The organism is Flavobacterium arabinosi, assembly GCF_048158725.1.
GTDB lineage: Bacteria > Bacteroidota > Bacteroidia > Flavobacteriales > Flavobacteriaceae > Flavobacterium > Flavobacterium arabinosi.
On record NZ_JBLNKX010000003.1, the window covers coordinates 511,706 to 530,023 of the forward strand.

Annotated in this window: 22 protein-coding genes; all 22 read right to left on the reverse strand. The window is 31.3% G+C overall.

Annotated features, from left to right (window positions below; genetic code table 11):
• Positions 1-3: 3 nt before the first annotated feature.
• Positions 4-1,695, reverse strand: a complete 1,692-nt coding sequence (locus tag ACM55K_RS08880; RefSeq protein WP_416849883.1) for an Ig-like domain-containing protein — start codon at positions 1,693-1,695, stop codon at positions 4-6.
• Positions 1,696-2,170: 475 nt separating this feature from the next.
• Positions 2,171-3,052, reverse strand: a complete 882-nt coding sequence (locus ACM55K_RS08885) for a diguanylate cyclase (RefSeq protein WP_416849884.1) — start codon at positions 3,050-3,052, stop codon at positions 2,171-2,173.
• A gap of 188 nt (positions 3,053-3,240) precedes the next feature.
• Entirely contained in the window at positions 3,241-3,579 is a 339-nt protein-coding gene (locus ACM55K_RS08890) for a hypothetical protein (RefSeq protein WP_416849885.1), read from the reverse strand.
• Position 3,580: 1 nt separating this feature from the next.
• On the reverse strand, positions 3,581-3,928 hold the full coding sequence (locus ACM55K_RS08895; RefSeq protein WP_416849886.1) for a hypothetical protein: 348 nt from the start codon (positions 3,926-3,928) through the stop codon (positions 3,581-3,583).
• A 53-nt stretch (positions 3,929-3,981) separates the two neighbouring features.
• Positions 3,982-4,314, reverse strand: a complete 333-nt coding sequence (locus tag ACM55K_RS08900; RefSeq protein ID WP_416849887.1) for a YtxH domain-containing protein — start codon at positions 4,312-4,314, stop codon at positions 3,982-3,984.
• Between the two features lie 58 nt (positions 4,315-4,372).
• A complete protein-coding gene (locus ACM55K_RS08905; RefSeq protein ID WP_416849888.1) occupies positions 4,373-4,525 on the reverse strand; it encodes a lmo0937 family membrane protein in 153 nt (50 codons plus the stop codon).
• 150 nt (positions 4,526-4,675) lie between these two features.
• Positions 4,676-5,314, reverse strand: a complete 639-nt coding sequence (locus ACM55K_RS08910; protein WP_416849889.1) for a porin family protein — start codon at positions 5,312-5,314, stop codon at positions 4,676-4,678.
• 213 nt (positions 5,315-5,527) lie between these two features.
• Entirely contained in the window at positions 5,528-5,992 is a 465-nt protein-coding gene (locus tag ACM55K_RS08915; protein ID WP_416849890.1) for a sll1863 family stress response protein, read from the reverse strand.
• Between the two features lie 158 nt (positions 5,993-6,150).
• Positions 6,151-6,333, reverse strand: a complete 183-nt coding sequence (locus ACM55K_RS08920; protein WP_416849891.1) for a CsbD family protein — start codon at positions 6,331-6,333, stop codon at positions 6,151-6,153.
• 205 nt (positions 6,334-6,538) lie between these two features.
• Positions 6,539-6,931 carry a low affinity iron permease family protein gene (locus ACM55K_RS08925; protein ID WP_416849892.1) on the reverse strand — a complete coding sequence of 131 codons (393 nt, stop codon included), beginning with the start codon at positions 6,929-6,931 and terminating at the stop codon, positions 6,539-6,541.
• Between the two features lie 77 nt (positions 6,932-7,008).
• On the reverse strand, positions 7,009-7,230 hold the full coding sequence (locus ACM55K_RS08930) for a hypothetical protein (protein ID WP_416849893.1): 222 nt from the start codon (positions 7,228-7,230) through the stop codon (positions 7,009-7,011).
• Positions 7,231-7,402: 172 nt separating this feature from the next.
• Positions 7,403-8,170: a DUF4382 domain-containing protein gene (locus ACM55K_RS08935; RefSeq protein WP_416849894.1), complete on the reverse strand. Its 768-nt coding sequence runs from the start codon at positions 8,168-8,170 to the stop codon at positions 7,403-7,405.
• A gap of 138 nt (positions 8,171-8,308) precedes the next feature.
• Positions 8,309-8,980, reverse strand: coding sequence for a ferredoxin reductase domain-containing protein (locus ACM55K_RS08940; RefSeq protein ID WP_416849895.1), 672 nt, complete (start codon positions 8,978-8,980; stop codon positions 8,309-8,311).
• A 36-nt stretch (positions 8,981-9,016) separates the two neighbouring features.
• A complete protein-coding gene (locus ACM55K_RS08945; protein ID WP_416849896.1) occupies positions 9,017-9,907 on the reverse strand; it encodes an MlaD family protein in 891 nt (296 codons plus the stop codon).
• A 31-nt stretch (positions 9,908-9,938) separates the two neighbouring features.
• A complete protein-coding gene (locus tag ACM55K_RS08950; RefSeq protein ID WP_416849897.1) occupies positions 9,939-10,715 on the reverse strand; it encodes an ABC transporter ATP-binding protein in 777 nt (258 codons plus the stop codon).
• A gap of 2 nt (positions 10,716-10,717) precedes the next feature.
• Positions 10,718-11,476 (reverse strand): MlaE family ABC transporter permease, encoded by a 759-nt coding sequence (locus ACM55K_RS08955; RefSeq protein WP_416849898.1) that lies wholly within the window; start codon positions 11,474-11,476, stop codon positions 10,718-10,720.
• A gap of 273 nt (positions 11,477-11,749) precedes the next feature.
• Positions 11,750-12,220: a PA2169 family four-helix-bundle protein gene (locus ACM55K_RS08960; RefSeq protein WP_416849899.1), complete on the reverse strand. Its 471-nt coding sequence runs from the start codon at positions 12,218-12,220 to the stop codon at positions 11,750-11,752.
• A 135-nt stretch (positions 12,221-12,355) separates the two neighbouring features.
• Positions 12,356-12,568: a hypothetical protein gene (locus tag ACM55K_RS08965; RefSeq protein WP_416849900.1), complete on the reverse strand. Its 213-nt coding sequence runs from the start codon at positions 12,566-12,568 to the stop codon at positions 12,356-12,358.
• Positions 12,569-12,620: 52 nt separating this feature from the next.
• On the reverse strand, positions 12,621-13,004 hold the full coding sequence (locus tag ACM55K_RS08970) for a hypothetical protein (RefSeq protein ID WP_416849901.1): 384 nt from the start codon (positions 13,002-13,004) through the stop codon (positions 12,621-12,623).
• Positions 13,005-13,150: 146 nt separating this feature from the next.
• Positions 13,151-15,553 (reverse strand): glycosyltransferase, encoded by a 2,403-nt coding sequence (locus tag ACM55K_RS08975; protein ID WP_416849902.1) that lies wholly within the window; start codon positions 15,551-15,553, stop codon positions 13,151-13,153.
• On the reverse strand, positions 15,546-16,589 hold the full coding sequence (locus ACM55K_RS08980) for a glycoside hydrolase family 130 protein (protein WP_416849903.1): 1,044 nt from the start codon (positions 16,587-16,589) through the stop codon (positions 15,546-15,548). The genes ACM55K_RS08975 and ACM55K_RS08980 overlap by 8 nt, the downstream gene beginning before the upstream one ends.
• A 271-nt stretch (positions 16,590-16,860) precedes the next feature.
• Positions 16,861-18,234 carry an OmpA family protein gene (locus ACM55K_RS08985; protein WP_416849904.1) on the reverse strand — a complete coding sequence of 458 codons (1,374 nt, stop codon included), beginning with the start codon at positions 18,232-18,234 and terminating at the stop codon, positions 16,861-16,863.
• Positions 18,235-18,318: the final 84 nt, after the last annotated feature.

An 18,318-nucleotide genomic window follows, 5' to 3' on the forward strand; every position in this document is an offset into this window, starting at 1 on the left:
TTTTTACGGCTTAGTGATTATGTTAGTGTGTGTCATTACTACAGCTCCATTTCGAGCAAGCATTCTACCTCTTGCAGTTGAATGTGATCCCATTGTTATGGATTGCAAGGCTAATATATTCCCTTCAAATGAAGTATAATCTCCAATAGTTGCAGAACTTCCCGTTTGCCAAAAGACGTTTTTAGCAAGGGCTCCTCCAGTAAGTTTTATATTTCCACCAGCTCCACCTACAGTGGTGAAAGCAGATGCTACTTGAAAAATCCAAACATCTGTTGCGCTACCGCTAAGTGTCAAATCACCATTTTGTACTAAAAGTGTAGATGTTGATTTATAAATACCTGCAACAAGAGTTTTTCCACCTTGATCACCTGATACCGTTATTGGTGCACTATAAGATGCCCCTTCTGCAAAAAGATATGCATTGGTAAGGTCTAGTTTAGCTTGCGTTAACATGGCTGGCACACCTGGGGGAGCAATGTCATCAGAAGCATAAATTGCACCATTCACTATAAGTGCAGGAGGAAATCCTGTAATTGAAGAACGAACCCCTGGGCTTATACCAACATCCATATTATTAATTATACTAAAACCAGCGTTGTTACTTACTCCGACTCCTGATAAAATTCCAAATCGTTCAGCTGATCCAAGATTTACCATATTTCCAACTACAGTTGAATTAGTATTAAAGTTCCAAACATAGTCATTTGCTAAAGCAACACCAGCTACATTTTTAGCACCTGTTGTAATTGTAGCAGTATAAGTAGTTCCTGGTGATAGATCACTATTTGGATTAAATGTTGCTGTTGTACCTAAGTAAGAAACAGTTCCGGTAATCATTGTTGCCCCATTTTTTAAAGTGAATGTCGTAGTGCTAATTGTCAAAGGATCCATTGGCATACTAAAATTCGCTGTAATGTTTTGATTAAGCGCAACTCCTCCGGCATTGTTAGCTGGGTTAGTGGCAGTTACATTAGGAGCAGTAACAGACCCTGTGGTAAATGTCCATATATAGTTATTAGCTATAGTTGTACCTTGGAGATTTTTGGCTCCAGTTGTAATCGTACCTGTATAAACGGTATTAGCTGTCAAAGGAATACTTGGACTAAAATAGGCTGTTGTTCCAATGTATGAAACTGATCCTGCAACTGATGTCGCTCCTTGTTTTAATGTAAAAGTTGTTGTGTTAATAGTTGCTTGATTCATTACCATATTAAAATCTGCAGAAACTATTTTGTTAAGAAATACATTTGTAGCATTGTTTGCTGGATCTGTTGAAACCACCATAGGAGTTACAGTCGAACCGGTACTAAATGTCCAAACATAATCAGCTTGTAAAGCATTACCCATGATATCTTTAACTGATGTTTTAATTCTACCGGTATAAGTAGTATTTGCAGCAAGAGGATTTGTTGGCACAAATAAAGCAGTTGTTCCGCTAAATGAAACTGTTCCCGCTACTAAACTTGAGCCTTGTAAAGTAAAAGAAGATGCGTCAAAAGTTGATGCATTCATTTCCTCGTTAAAGATTACTGTAATAGTTTTGTCCAGAGGAACGTTAATGGCGCCATTATCGGGGCTTGTCGATGATACAATTGGGCATACACCATCGATTTCTACGAAATCGTCTTCTGCACAACCAGTGATTAATGCAATAAAGAGTATTGCAAATGTTAGTAGTAGATTTTTAGTTTTCATTTAATTGAATTTAGGGGATTAATTATTTTGTTCAACAAAGGTTGTTTAGTTATCAGCTATAAGTGTTACACAATTAAAAACGGAAGTTGTAAAATTCACACATTTAAAATGTTAATTTATAATATAAGTTGCTGTATATAAGCAGATTGGTTTTTTAAATATGTTAAATATGTGTTATAGTACTTAATTTTTTTTTTCTGAAAAAGGTTAGGAATCGCTAATTTTTTTTGTGGCAAAAAGCATTATAGAGGAAATACTTTTGAAGAAAAAGAATAATATAAATACAGGAAAAGCAGCTAAAATAGTTGATGCAACCATGTTTTAGGATTAATTTCCCATTAGGTCTTAGTTGTTAAAAACGAATAGGGTTTGACTTTAATTAAAGTCAAACCCTATTCGTTTTTAATATATACCCATTGAGGGATATTATCTGTAATATTTTCTTTTAGGAGCTAATTATACTAAATGATTTTAGTCAAGCATGTTTTTTATTTTTACCTTTTTGTTCCAAATGGGAAATAAATAGCGTTAATTCTTTTGTGAAAGAATCGAGCATTAAAGCAGATTGCTTTATATGATTTAAAAATTGGATATGTTCATCAGGTGAATTTATTGTTTGATCAAGCAAATAAGATAAACCTAAAATATTGGCTACAGGCTGTCTAACTTTGTGAGAGGTCATAAACATCATTTCCTCCAAACCTTTTATATATTCTTTTTGGTATTCTTCGGCTTTTTTAAGCTCCAAGTTAGCCATTATTAACTCAGCTGCCTGTTTTTCTTTTTCTTCGTTTTGAAAAGCAAGCTCATTATTGGCAACAATTAATTCAGCGGCGCGTTTTTCTTTCTCCAGGTTTTGAAAAGCAAGTTCATTATTAGCGATAATTAATTCGGCAGCTCTTTTCTCTTTTTCTTCGTTTTGAAAAGCAAGTTCATTATTGGCTATAATTAATTCAGCAGCGCGTTTTTCTTTCTCTTCATTTTGAAAGGCAAGTTCCTTGTTAGCAATAATCAATTCAGCAGCACGTTTTTCTTTCTCTGTATTTTGGAAGAGAAGTTCCGTATTAGCAATAATTAATTCAGCAGCTCTTTTTTCTTTTTCTTTGTTTTGAAAAGCAAGTTCCGTATTAGCAATAATTAATTCAGCAGCTCTTTTTTCTTTTTCTTTGTTTTGAAAAGCAAGTTCAGTATTGGCAATAATTAATTCAGCAGCACGTTTTTCTTTCTCTTTGTTTTGAAAAGCAAGTTCAGTATTAGCAATAATTAATTCAGCAGCACGTTTTTCTTTCTCTTTGTTTTGAAAAACAAGTTCCTTATTCGTAATTATTAGCTCTTCCTTTTTTATTTTCGTGTTCATTTTCTTTCGATTCAAAGTTTTTAAGAAAAAATTTTGCGAACTTTTAAAAACACAAATTACTTTAATTAGAAAGTCTATTGATTCCTTAGAAGGTAAAAGTAATTAATAGTTTTTCATTCTGGCGATGAAAAATAAACTAAATTATTTATTACCAGAATTTAATTTGCAATTAAAAGAGTTATAAACTTTTAAGATTTTAAAGTATCAGAATGTTTTGTGGCAACATTAGTTACAACGAATTGTAATAGTGTTCCTAATATTTTTTTGAATGGATTATGGGTTGATCCTACTAATACTTTTTTTGTTAAATATCCTGCTGCCATCCCTACAATATTATTAACTACATTCCCTTTTAAATTAGGAGAGGTAGTCATTTCGGCAAAAGCACTTTTGATAAGGTTTAAAGGCTTTACACTTTCATAAGTTATGTTAAACTGTTCCTTCAAAGCATAAAATTCTAAAGTCTGTCTGTATTCTAACTGGATGATAGTTTCATTAAGTAAATTGGTTTGGTTTATCTTTTCCATACTATTTTTTTTTAAGCAGTTTAGTGATAATGAAGTTACTGATTGGAATTTTAATCCACTGATCTTTAAAATAATATAATATGATGGAAACAACTAAATAAACACTGGCTACTATAAAAAAGCCCCAATAGGGTTTTCCTACTATTTCACCTATCCATAAGGAAAGTCCAATATTAATAAGTAGAACAAACATAACAGCAACAATAGCAACGGTTAATCTGGAGAGCAGAGAAGATAAAACATCCGCTGATTTGTCTATTGCTTTTAGCTTAACTAATTCGGCGCTTGTTCTGGTATAGTCTTCGGCTCTTTCAAAAAGCGTTTCTATTGATGCTGTAAAGTTGTCCATAATTTAATTTTTAATCGTACTTAAAATTGAAATTTTAATATTGAAGTGCCTCTTTAGATACTTGTATTTTTGATTTCGTTTTTCGCATCATAAAATTTTGATTTCCCTTCAGCGATTAAATTTTCGCCTTCGTTTTTTGCATCATAAAATTTAGATTTTCCTTCAGAAATCATATTTTCACCTTCACTCCAAATTTTTTCATATTTTTTGTTTATGCTACTCAATAATGTATCCAATTTGTCTTTCAACTCATCAGCATAGTCATTACTTTTATCCATTATTCTCTTTCTTGTTTTATCGCCTTTATCTGGAGCCAACATAATTCCTAATATTGCACCTGCTGCAAGACCACCTAAAACTCCTAATACTATTTTATCTGTTTTCATAATTGATTTTTTTAATGTTTAATTTTTTTAATGTTTAATGTTTAATTTTTTTATTAATTTATAATCTTCGCCCTTGAATAAGTCTCAATAATATAGCTATAACTGCTATAACAAGAAGTACGTGTATTATAGATCCTACGCTGAAAGCAAAGAATCCGATTGCCCAAAAAATGATTAAAATTACTGCGATTGTGTAAAGTAGATTGCTCATGATTTTTATTTTTTAATGATTAGTTATTTAAAGTAATATTTAGTAAAGTTAAAAATAAAATATATCATACAGTGCTGTTTTACAGTATATTGTGATATTAAAAAAATATTTATTTTAACTTTTTATGAAATTTATGCTGTTGGTTTTTAATTAAAATGCAAAAGCAGCATAGAAACTCAAGACACTGTTTTTAGCATCTGGAGAAGTAAAGTTATTTGCTGAATTATCATCTTTTCCAATTTTAGTTAATCCATAATTGTAACGTACTCCAAAACTAACAGGTTCTAAATCCAAACCAAGGCCTCCAGCAAGACCTGCATCAAATCTGTTGAAATCATCTGTGTTGATATTGTCTTCGAAGTTATAATTACCATTATCGGACTTATTTGTAGTTTTACCACTAATTAAATATGCAGCATATGGACCAGCATGAATATTGAAATTCTTTGTGACATTTACCACCAATAAAAGCGGCACTTCGATATAATCTAATTTAAATTGTGCAGTTCCGCTTACAAAAGCGTTGTTGTAAACCAGTTCCGCCCCTTTTCCAGTATAAGAGATTTCCGGTTGCAAAGAGATATTATTTGCAAGAGGAACTTTAGCATAAAGACCCACATTAAATCCAGTTAACACATTATTGTCATCAACATTGTCAGTGTATAAGTTAGAGAAGTTTACACCACCTTTTATACCAAATTTTGCTACATCTTCTTGTGCTTTAGAACTATTAAAAGCCATGAAAGTCAATACTAGAGAAGCGTAAATTAGTGTTTTTGATTTTTTCATTATTTTTTTATTAGAGTTAATTTATTGTAGATTTAATACCTTACAAAGGTGAGAATGATATAGAAGAAAAGTGTTACAATACTTTTTGTAAAATTTATATTATTCACACCTTTTAATCATAATGTGTTTTTTATCAGGAGGTTTGTATATAAAAAAAGAGGTTTAACAAAAAAGACGAGTTAGAAAACTCGCCTTTTTAAATATGATTTAGTGTTACTTTTTATTGTCAACAGTAACATCTCTTAAAGCATTTCCCAATTCATTCATGTCGTGGTTGTATTCACGTTTAAAAGATTCCCAATCACTGTTTCTGTCATTTTTATAGGTTTCTACTTTAGCTTTAATATCCTTATTTTTTTGTTCCAATTCATTAACTTTTTTTGCATACATAGCATCAATTGAATTTTCGGTTTTTTTCATTTTTGCTTTTAAATCAGCTATCCGCATTTCATTTTCATTGATTGTTGCATTTGTTTGATCTTTGAATGCTTTCCACTCTTCTGTAGTTGCTTCTTTTCGGGCATTCATTAATTCTTCTTTAGCATCTTGTACATCTTCTCGAGCATCAGCTACTTTATCTTTAGCTTCTTCTTCTTTTTTAGTAGAAGTCTGACATCCTATTAATATTGTTCCTGCTATAAACGTTGTTAAAGCAAGGATATAAATTGTTTTCTTCATTGTTATATGTGTTTGATTTTTTGAAGGGATTAAAAAGTTTTTTCTCTTTTACTATTTACTAATTCAAGCTAACACAATTTAGGTGTGTTAGCTTGAATTAGTAGCGGTATTAAATTAAATAATCGATTTTGGAAAAAAGTTATAAATAAATTGAATATTTATAATGCAATAATTTTAAGTAATTCCTCTTTGGTTTTACCTAATTTGATTTGAAGTTTTTCAATCATTTCTTCTTTTTTGCCTTTTGTGAAAAATAAATCATTTTCAGTTAAAGCGGCAAATTTTTCTTTTAATTTCCTTTTTTGCTCTTCCCAATTTCCTTCTGGTTCTTTACTATTCATTGCGGTATTATTTATGTTGTGAAAATATATTCACTACACTACAAAGTTGAAGGAAAATGTTTTAAAATGCCTTATAGAATTTATGACAAGACTTGTGTTATTCACACATTTGAAGAAAATAAAATACTTTAAAGAAGTACAAAAAAACAGTAAAATATATAATTAATCGGATAGAAAAACAATTGATTTTTTTTTAAATAATAAATTATATTTCTTCGTCTAATTCTTTTAATTTTTCCGCTAATTCGCTGTATTCTTTTGAAAGTTCCGTTATTTCTCTTTCCGTTTTTACATCGGCGTTCAATACGGCATTGCTGGCTGTTTTATGTGATGATACCAGTTCGTTTACTTTTAAATGCAGTGAAGCTGAAAATCGGTTAAATGATTTTTGAATAATAAATAGACTTAAAAATGTAACTCCAAAAATAATATCTCCGATGATTTGATGTACATCCCGGGTTGTAAATAGATTATTAATCCACCACCAAAGTACTAAACACAGCGCGACAATAAAGGTAATAGGATTACCAAGTATAACTGTTGCAGTTGAGGTTAACTTTTCAAAAAGTTGCTCTAAAGTGTTGTATATCTTTGTCATGAAGAAATTATTTTAGGTTCATTTATTAAAAATAATAATTTAATTGGATTAAAAGTAGTTTTAATAAATGAATATTATTATTTATCTTCTATGATAGTATGATTTGGAGCATATTTTTTTAGTATTGAATTCAATGATTCATAATAATCTTTCAATATTTTAATATTAATTTCGGGGCTATTGTTGTCAGGAATTGTAACTGGCATTTCTATCAAATATTTTGACAGTTCAGGATATTCATTTCGTATTTTCAAAGTTAATTTTAAGATAGCATCGTTAAGCTCTTTTTCGGTTTCCATGATATTATTTTTAGTTGATTTAATTATTTGTTTTTTTGAATAAAAAAAAATTAAACTATTAGAAGTGTCGCTCAATGAAAGGATCCTTCTAATAATTTAATTTTTAATGATCTTCTAATAAAACGGCTTATTTTTCATTAGAAAATCGAGTGTTCCACAAAACTGAAATCTTTTATAGAAGAATTACAGTTCCTAAATCAGTTGTGTTGCCTGTTGTCACTACAATAGTGCTTTTAGTAACAGGGGCTAAAGGCAACACAGGAGTGATAGTTAGGTTATACGTCCCTGAAGGAAGCCCCATAACTAAAAATTCTCCACTTGTATTTACGTTTGTGGAATAAGATAAATTGGTAAGAGCATCAACAGCTGTAACTACAGCCAAACTACCTACAGGAGTAATTTTACCTTTTATGGAACCGCTTATAGCAGCCTCAATTGTTCTGATAACCGGTTTCAATTTATAAGCTCCATTTCCAGTACTAACAATGGATTTGTTTGCGTCAAAATCAAGAAGAACACTATATAATATACCTTGTTGAAGTGTTTGGTGCACTTGAAGTTTCAATCCGGTTTGATCAGCGCTTGGTGTGCTCAAAGGATAACTTACATTATTAATCACTACGGTATTGTTTGTTCCTAGTATAAGTCTTATTTGTTCTACTTTAGAAATTTCTAATGAATCAGTAGCAATAAGTGTACTTACACCGTTAGAAAAATCAAGTAGGTTGTAAATTCCTTTCTTTACATTCAACGTTACCGTTTGTCCGGCATCTCCAGTTACTTCTACACCTTGTAGGTCTACATTTACTTCATCATATGGACCTGGAGCATCAGTCATTCTCACAGCATAAGGATAACTGGATTTTGTATCATCATTGTTACATGAAATTATTAAAAATCCAAGCATGATAAAAGACAGAATAATTTTCATTTTTTTCATTTTCATTTTTTTTTAAAGATTATAAAATATTTTATTAATTATGTAAAGATAATAGCGACTTTAAAACGAAATGTTACATAACTTTAGTATAAAGTTGTAGGATTCTCACTTTAAAAAATGAAGTGTTTTTATTATGTTTTAAAATTTTTCTTTAACTATTGATTTTTTACTGACCTTTAAGTCTATTAATTGCTTTTCAATTGCTTCCATCATCGGCGGTGGTCCGCATAAATAAAATAGTTTATCGCTTGTATCACTGTTCGTTTTAATGAAATCCTTAGTGATTTGTCCATTCGCATATCCATCCAATTTTTCTTCAGATAAAATAGTAATAAAATTAATACCTAATATTTTTTTGAATTCGGATTCTAATATGATGTCGGCTTTCGTTTTATTTGCGAAAATGAGGGTATTGTTTCCTATTTTATTTTTTGATTGGAGATCTCTGAAAATAGATATGAAAGGAGTAACTCCTGCACCACCAGCAATAAATACACCTTCCCCTTTATAGGCAATATAGCCAAAGACTTCGTGTACAATCAATTCATCGTCTTTTTTTAGTTTCAAAAGTTCATTAGTTACACCTTTGTGTGAAGGATATGTTTTTATGGTAAACTCCAGATAATCGTTCTCAGGCAAACTGGTAAAAGTAAAAGGATTCTTTTTATCGTTCCATGCCGTTTTATTTATTGAAATTTCAGTGGCTTGACCCGGAGAAAAAACATAATTTTCAGGCTTAGTAGTAACAATTTGTAATACATCGTGTGTTATGTTTTTTACAGATTTTACTTTAACAATATGCTTTTCCATAACTGTTATGTTTTACTATTAATGTTGTTAGTAAAGTTATTTTTTGGCTGCAGCAGCACTATCTTCAGCCATCTTCATAGCCTTTTTCATTTCCGCTTCTTCTTGATTGTCTAATTCTTCCTGTTTTTTATCTTCGGTTTTTTCCTTTTTCTTAAAATAACCTCTCAGTAAAAAATTATGTTTTGCAGCTTCAGTAATTTCGGTAAATCCTTTGGTAGTTTCTTGAATATTTTTCATTGTAGAGTCTACCATTTTACCCATTTTTTTATCCGTCACTAATTTTGATAAAGCCCCATTTCCATTATTCATTTTAGTGGTGAAATTGGCAAATTCATTTGAGCTGCTTTCTAAGTTTGCAAGTGTGTGTGTAATACTGTTAGCAAATGCTTTGTCTGTCATCAATTTAGATACCATACCATTTCCGCTATTCATATTGGCACTAAATTTTGCGAGTTCAGCAGTAATGATTCCGGCATTATCGACGCTTTTTTTCACACTGCCCATTACATCTTCCATATCGATGGGTCTTCTTGAAGCAATGATGTCATTATCTTCAACAATTTTCGTGGATTTAGTTCCCGGAGAAATAGTTAATACTTTATCTCCCATTAAACCATCCGAGCCAATACTGGCTATTGCATCCGTTTTAATAAACTTACGAACCTCATCTTTGATTAGAATATTCACTACCACAGAAGAGTCTGTAATTAATTCGATTTCGCTTACAGTACCAATATTGATTCCTGAAAATCGTACATTATTTCCCACCTCAAGACCGCTTACGGATCTAAAGTTTGATCTTAAATGAAATGTTGAACCAAATAAATTTTTCTGTTTTCCTACGAAGTATATTGTAGCAACAAAAAGCACCAATCCGATTATAACAAACATTCCCAATTTCCATTGGAACCCCGGTTCTTTATTCATAATTTTTAATTTATTTTTTTTAATTTTCTTTCTAAATAAAAAAAGAACGCACCCATTCGTCGTCGCTTTTTTCTAATGTTTCATAACTTCCTTCAGCATGAATTACACCGTCTTTTAAAATCACTACTCGGTCACCGGTGTGTTTTGCACAAGCCATATCATGAGTAATAATGATAGAACTTGTTTTGTTTTTTTTCTGAAGTTCTAATATCAATTCGCTTATTTCTCTTGATGTAATAGTGTCTAGACCAGTTGTGGGCTCATCATACAATACTATTTCAGGTTTTAAAATAAGCGTTCTTGCAAGTCCAACTCTTTTTCGCATACCACCAGATAATTCCGAAGGCATCTTATCAATGGCTTCAGCTAATCCAACACTTTCCAATACGTCTACAATTTGAGCTTCTAACTCTTGTTCCGATATATCCTTTACATGTCGTTTCAAAGTAAAACCTAAATTTTCACGAACACTCATCGAATCATATAAAGCAGCATTTTGAAAAAGAAACCCAATTCTTACCCTGATTTCATTAAGTTCAATAGTATCTATTTTGGTAATATCAGTATCAAAGACATTTATTTCGCCTTTCTCGGGAATTACCAATCCCACTATACATTTGATAGCTATTGATTTGCCAGACCCTGATTTGCCTAACACTACTAAATTCTCTCCTTTGTTAACAAAGAGATTAACTCCTTTTAATACTTCATTATCCCCAAAGGCTTTATGTAGATCCTTTATTTCAATTATAGGAGTGTTTTTAGTCGTTGTTTTATCAGAAACTATATTTGTTTTTTCTTGTATCATTTCTAGAAGAATAAATCAGTTAATTGTACTGCAATCATGTCTATAATGAATATAGTAAGTGATGCAGTTACTACTGCGGAGTTTGCCGCTAAACCAACGCTTTCTGTACCATTTGCTGCGGTGTAACCCTTATAACATCCTATCATCCCGATAAAAAATCCAAAGAAGAATGTTTTAATGGTGGCTGGTATAATATCTAAAAAGGTCAACGATTCAAAAACTTGTGACGTATAACGCGTTAGGTTAACATCACTATGCATATTTACGCCTATATATCCTCCAAAAATTCCAATACCATCTGCGAAAATCACTAAAACCGGAACCATAAGTGTAGTGGCCAAAATCCTTGTAACTACTAAGTATTTAAAAGGATTGATGGCTGCAACTTCCATGGCATCAATTTGTTCCGTTACTTTCATAGAACCTAATTCTGCACCAATTCCAGAAGAAATTTTTCCCGCGCAAATTAAGGCTGTAATCACTGGTGCAATTTCTCTAATCAAGGAAAGCGCAACCATACCCGGTAACCACGATTCGGCACCAAATTTTGCTAATGTTGGTCTCGATTGAAGCGTCAGTACTAATCCCATTATGAAACCAGTTATAGCTACTAATGGTAAAGATTTATAACCAATTTTATAACATTGCTTAATAAACTCTCTCATTTCATATGGAGGTTTAAAAACTTCACGGAAAAATTGTGCTGTAAACAGCGTTACTTTGCCAACATCGTTAAAAATATTTTTTAAGTAAATAATCAAAATGGTATGTTTTAATTTAGATTAATGAATGGTATGCAGTGGATCGATTTTTTTTTTGCGTAGCATAAAATCAAACTTGTATTTTCCATAATTTGTAATTTGCTAAACGCAAGAAGAGTTGTATTAATGCTGGGATTGAATATTGTATAACCAATATTTTTTATTCGCATTGAGTCCTGGAAAGAATTTTTTATACTAAAAAAACAACAGATGTTTTTTCTTATTTATAGCATTGTATTTTCAAAGAAAATTAGTGCCTAATTTAAATACTATTTAATTCAAATGTTTGTTTTCTAATAAAATAGCGCTCAAAACCCGTACTTTATTGTTGTCTAAATTGATTAAAAGAGAGTGCTTTCTTAACATAATCTGTTGCTCAAAATTCAGGTTTTCAAGTTTATGGATTAATACATTATTATAATATTGTTCTGCTCTATGTTCATTAGACTTACATGAATTAATTATGTCGTTACTGTCTTTACAAATAAATGTAGCCTTTAGATCAATCCAATATTTAAAGAAAACAGCATTAATTTTAATTGCTTCTTTTGGAATTCCTCCTAATTTTTTAATTTCCTTTATCAGTTCTGATTTGCACTTTTGACTGGTTTGTTGAAATTCAAAAAATAAGTTTTTTAATCCGTGTTTTTCTGTCGCTCTTGAAGCAGTTTTATAACTTTCGATTCTATCGTTATTAATTTCGATTAGTGTATTTAACACTTCAATTGATTTATCTATATTCATTTTTTTAATTTTAAATTGTTGATTGTCAATTTTATCTATTCTAATTAAAACTAAGTAAAGGTCAGAAGATAGAAAACAAAAAGTGTTACATAACTTTATAAAGAAATTATATTATTCACGGGTATTTTAGTCTAATTACTTGTTTTTTCGGATAATCAAGACAACGCCAACTACAGCGAGTACAACGCCTACGATAGGTGACCATTCCAATGGATGATTTACTTCTTTATTTATTTGGATTTGACCTATGTCAACCACCTTTTCTGTAATTACATAATTGAAACTATTATATAACAGCATAATTATTCCTATTACGGTCATAATTATTCCTATGGTTCTTGTTTGCATTTTGTATTATTTAAAATTAGTTATGTTTAAAAGTGATTTTGTGAAAATGAAATCAGGCTCTTGAAAAATATTCTTTTACAAACTCATGTTGCTGATTTTCGGACATTTTATCGGTATTTTTAATTTCGAATTTAATTTTTAAAAAGCGCTCATCTTCACTCAAAATATCAAATAACTCCACTTTTGCATTGGTAGGACCAAAGAGAATTACACGTTTGTAATTTTTTATCGCTTCACCTATTTTTTTGTAATAATCAGAAAGTTGTTGCTTCTGTTTATTATGCATCAGGCTGTCGCTTTTAGCTAAACTTTTATTTTTATCCTGATTTGTAAACTTTGATTCAATAGTCTCTATTTCAAAATGCTTTGATGTAAATTCCATTAAATGAGCAATGGAATGATCCATCCAAATGCCTAATTTTTTTGTTGTTCCCATAATGATTTTTAGATAATAGATATTGTGTTGTTTAGCAGCTAATTATAATCAATAATTACAATATGCTAAATTTCAGTAATCTATTGCTAAAAAGCATTACAAAACTTTAGGTTAAAATTATAAAATTTACATGTTTGTAAATTTTATTAATGGGCAATATTCATTTTTAATGAAGGAAATTTTGTTAACTTATTTGGATTTCCAATGTGTATAGGAATATTTTTTTCTTCTTTTTTTAAAGATTCTTCTAATGTTAATCGTGCCATCAAATAGCTTACTGTTGACTCCGCACCTTGATTTAGATTGATATAATCCTCTTCTAATCCATCATAACATCCGCCGGTACAAGGATTGTAAATAATCTGGTGCAAATGATTGTTTCCTAAAAACCAACTAAATGCAGTTTCCATTTTTTCTAGGTATTGTTCATTTTTAAAAACAGTACCAAATTTGCTTAAAGCAAGAATAGTATACGCCACATCAATAGGTTGTTCGCCGCCTATAGGACTTGGAGCCAATTGATTTTCTTTGTCAAGCCATCCTTTATTAGAAATTACCCGAATCTTATTTTCTATGAAAATTTTAGAAAGGAGAAAATCAAAAGATGTCTTTGCAATTTCCTTATAAATTAATTTTCCTGTAGCTAACCAGGCACAAAGCATCGCCTCTGGCAAAATACTGTTACCATAAGTAAGATAACTTTCAAACCAGTTCCATTTCTTCTCTGCTTCGTGTTTATACATTTGTACTAGCCTGTTAGCTAGTTTTTTAATTGTAGAAATGTTTTGTTCTGAAACTCTTTTTATATTATAATAATACAGCCCTTTGATTATAAACGCCATAGCTCGCGTGGAATGAATTTCGAGCACTTTTAACAAGGCATTTTGCATGGTAACATCGGCATCTTTTGCTAACTCTTCGGGAAGAATAGCACTAATTGAATTTAGATAGCCTAAAGCCCAAATCGCTCTTCCATTTGAATCTTCAAGGTTTGTAGTATTATTTTGTGCCGTAAAATGGTGCTCTTCATCGACATAATTCAGAAAGTATCCGTCTCTTTGCAAACAATATTTTATAAAATTGAAATAGATCTGAATGTATTTTAAATCTTCTTTTTCTTTTGTTAATTCATATTGTTGGCATAGGGCTACCATAGCTCTGGCATTGTCATCTAAAGTATATCCCGAATCAATATCCGGTTGATTAATATTAGAAAATTGAATCATTCCAAAAGAAGTGGTTAGTTTTTTTATATGATCAAGATTGACTTTTGGAAGTTTATAATGCAAGCGAAAGTTTTCTTCTCCAATTTTTTCAAATAATAGGGCATGAGCAATTGCCGCATTTTCCCAAGCTGTAGGAGCTATTCTATGCAATCCGTTTGAGCCCATATTTTTTCTTAACTGCTCATCCAGCAATAACCTATTTGTTTTTTCAGCCAATTGTTTGGGATTGTCAAAATCAATAATAATTCCCACATCATTCTTCAATACTTCACAGGCATGGGGAATAGGGGTTGAAATAATTGGGCAACCGCAACTAATAGCATACGAAAAAGTTCCGCTTACTGCTTGATTTGGGTCTTTGGAAGTAAAAAGATAGATATCAGTTAGTTGTAAATATTCTAAAAGATCGGGTAAAGGCAAAAAATGATTTATAAATTGTACATGCTCCTGAAGTTGTAAGTCTTCAATCTTAGCTTGAAGCATTAAACGGTATTTTTCGCCATCTTGTTTTACCACAGACGGATGAGTTTTACCAATAATTAAAAAGAGCACATCTTTGTTCTTTTTTACTATTTCGGGCAATGCTTCTAAAGTAGTTTCAATGCTTTTTCCAGAGCTTAATAATCCAAAAGTCGAAAGTATTTTTTTTCCTTCTAATTGGTATTTGATTTTCAATTCCTCTTTATCAGAATGAGGAACTAAATGGGTTCCGTGCTGAATTATTGTGATTTTATCTATTGCTACACCATAATCTCTAACTAATAGCTCCGCAGCTGAATTAGTCATTACAATAATAGAATGCGTTTCTAGTGCTATTTCTTGAACATTTGCTTTTAATGATGGATTGGGTCTGGGTAGTACGGTATGGAAAACAATGATAACAGGTTTTTCTAGTATTTTTATAAACTGTTTTAAATCAGCTTCATTGTTTTTAAATAATCCAAATTCATGCTGTATCAACACCATTTGTAAATTGATATTCGTATTAATTTGATCTGCCAAATTGATAAAAGCATTCGGATGATCTGTATTGAGAATGTATTTTATAGCATCATTATAAGCATGTTGCTCATTATTGGATTCTAAAGGACAAATTTTTATTTTAAAAGAATTTTTAAATTTATTATGCAATGCTTTAATCAAATCCTGGGAATACGTTGCAATACCACATTCTCTTGGAGGATATGTTGTGATGAATAAGATTTCAGGCAACTCATTTTTGGTGTCTGTATATAGTAAATTATTTAACTTATTTCTATACATGTTTTTTGGAACACGTACAGATTGTATATTTTTTCGTTTAACGTTGATTTTATTAATCATGATCTATTGTGTTTAGCATTAATTCTTTAAGTAATTCTGATTGATTAAGTGAGGCACAGCCTACACGCTCGTCTGCGGCACCATAATAGATGTACAGCGTATCTCCAAATAAGGCAGTACCGGATGGGAAGCATACATTATTCACTTCTCCTTTTAATTCCCAACTTAGTTCAGGTTTAAATAAGGGATAGGGCAATCGTGCAATTTCTTTCTGGGGATCATGTAAGTCAAGTAACGATGCACAGGCGGAATAAACATAGCCTTTTATGGTATCCTCTACACCATGATAGATTAATAGCCAACCAAATTCCGTTTCAATAGGAGGGCAGCCTCCTCCGGTATAACTTGATTCATGGTCATATTGTGGTGCTAAAACAATAGTCTCTTCAAAACCAATAAAATAATTTTCCCAGAATTCAGGAGTGAGTTCCACTAATTCATTTACTGCAACAACGATTTGGATATCGGGCTTTATTCGATGCAAAAAATAGAGCATTCCATTAATTCTTCGTGGAAAGAAAATTAAATTTTTATCCCAAAGGAGTACTTTTCCGCCATCTTTTTTACGAACGCCTTTCTGTCGATTATAACGAAAGTATTTTTCACTTTTTGGGTCATCAGATTCAGAAAGTTTAACAAATTCCTGATAGGTTATTTGTGCCACGATTATGCCTTGTTTTTCCCATTCGATTAAATCTTTAGATAAAGCAAGAGCACCTAAAGCATTTATGCCATCATAAGCGGTATAGGTAAGATAATATAAATCATCGATTTTTACAATGCGCGGATCTTCAACGCCATGAGATTCATAATCAAATTCAGAAATAAGAATGGGTGTATCGCTTCGATTTTCAACCCTAAGCGGACCATCTAATTTACTATAGCCAATACTAGAGTAATTACCATTGCTTACCGCCCTATAAAAGAGATGTACATTATTTCCTTCTTTTATTGATGCAGGATTTAAGACTCCTTCATTTTCAAAATCGAGTACTGTTTTTTGAATTATAATGCCTTCTTTTTTAACTGCTATCATGACAAATGGTGTGAAAAAATTATTTAATAATTCTTTAGTAAAACAATGTTTTTGAGTAATACATATGATTCACTAAGGATATAAAGGTCAGTTTCTTATCCTTTAAATGTGTTATATAAATTTTTAAATTATTTATACTATTCACAGTTTTAAATACTAAGGTTCTATTTGTTGCGCAAATAGCTAACTTTAATTATTGACCACAAAAAAAGGGCTGTTGTCACCAACAGCCCTTACCTAACCAAAAAAATCCAACCTAATCTTATTGTCTTTAGTAGTTCATTTTCAACTCTACTCTTCTGTTTTTTGCACGGCCTAAAGCAGTTTTGTTACTAGCGATTGGTTTGCTTTCACCGTACCCTATTGCTGTCAATCTAGAGGCTGCAATACCTTTTTCCATCAAATAATTTTTAACAGATTCCGTACGTTTTTGAGATAATTCTAAATTGAATGCATCACCACCATTGCTATCTGCATGTCCTTCGATAACCAAGTTAGAAGCTTGATATTTATTAATTAAGGTTACCAATTCGTCCAATTGTACTAAAGAAGCAACTTTTAATTTTTCACTATTATTTTCGAAGAAAATTTTACTACCTAAATAGGTAATTCTTTGTACATCTTGTTTTGTGATTTCAGGACATCCTTTATTTTCGATAGTTCCTTTAACGGTAGGACAACGATCATCCATATCAGCTACACCATCACCATCAGAATCAGGACAACCATTTAAACTCAATGGACCCGCAACATCTGGACAACGGTCTAAATCATTTGTTACTCCATCTTTATCATTATCCATTGGACAACCCGTTGCATCAACTTTAGTTCCCATTTTAGTATCTGGACATTTATCATTAATGTCAGCTACACCATCATTATCAGAATCTGGGCAACCGTTTAAAGCAACCGTTCCCGCAACATCTGGACATGTATCTAAATAATCAGCAACACCATCTTTGTCTTTATCTAAAGGACATCCATTTGTATCTACTGAAACACCTGCTGGAGTTCCCGGGCAAGTATCATTACGATCCGAAACACCATCGTTATCAGCATCTTTTTTGTCTCCAAGATTGAAAGTCAAACCAGCCATGTGTGATAAGTAAGCATCTTTTTTACCTGCGATAACACCATCTCTTCTGTCTTTATTTGAAAAACTGAAGGTTTCTTGTAAATTAAGCATGATTCCTGGACTCAATCTGAAATTTAATCCACCACCTGCAGTAGGTAAAGCGTAATCAATTCTATCTTGGTCAAAGTTTAAATCTTTGTCAAACAACATAGCACCAACTCCTACAAATGCATAAGGTCTTACTATAGATTCTGGTCCAGTCATATTAAATCTTAAATTTAATGCTACCGAATTGAAATCACTCTTGAAACTTCCTGAAGGACTATTGTAACCAATTGTTCCTTTTGAAGCCAGAAAATTTAAATCAAAATAACGACCTAAGTATCGCGATACAGATAAACCTCCGAAACCATAAAATGCTTTATCAGTTTTGTAAAAATTATTACCAAGATCCCCTTGATATTGTGTGATACCACTATGAAGACCAATGTTCCATTTTTTGTCTTCAGTTTGTGCTTTTGAGGCTATTGTAAATGCTAAGCATGTACAAAGTAGTAGGATTTTTTTCATTTTAATTTATCTTTTATATTAATTAATGCAAAGGTGGCTAAGATGGAATCCTTTAATGTTATAGAACTTTATTAATAAGTTGCA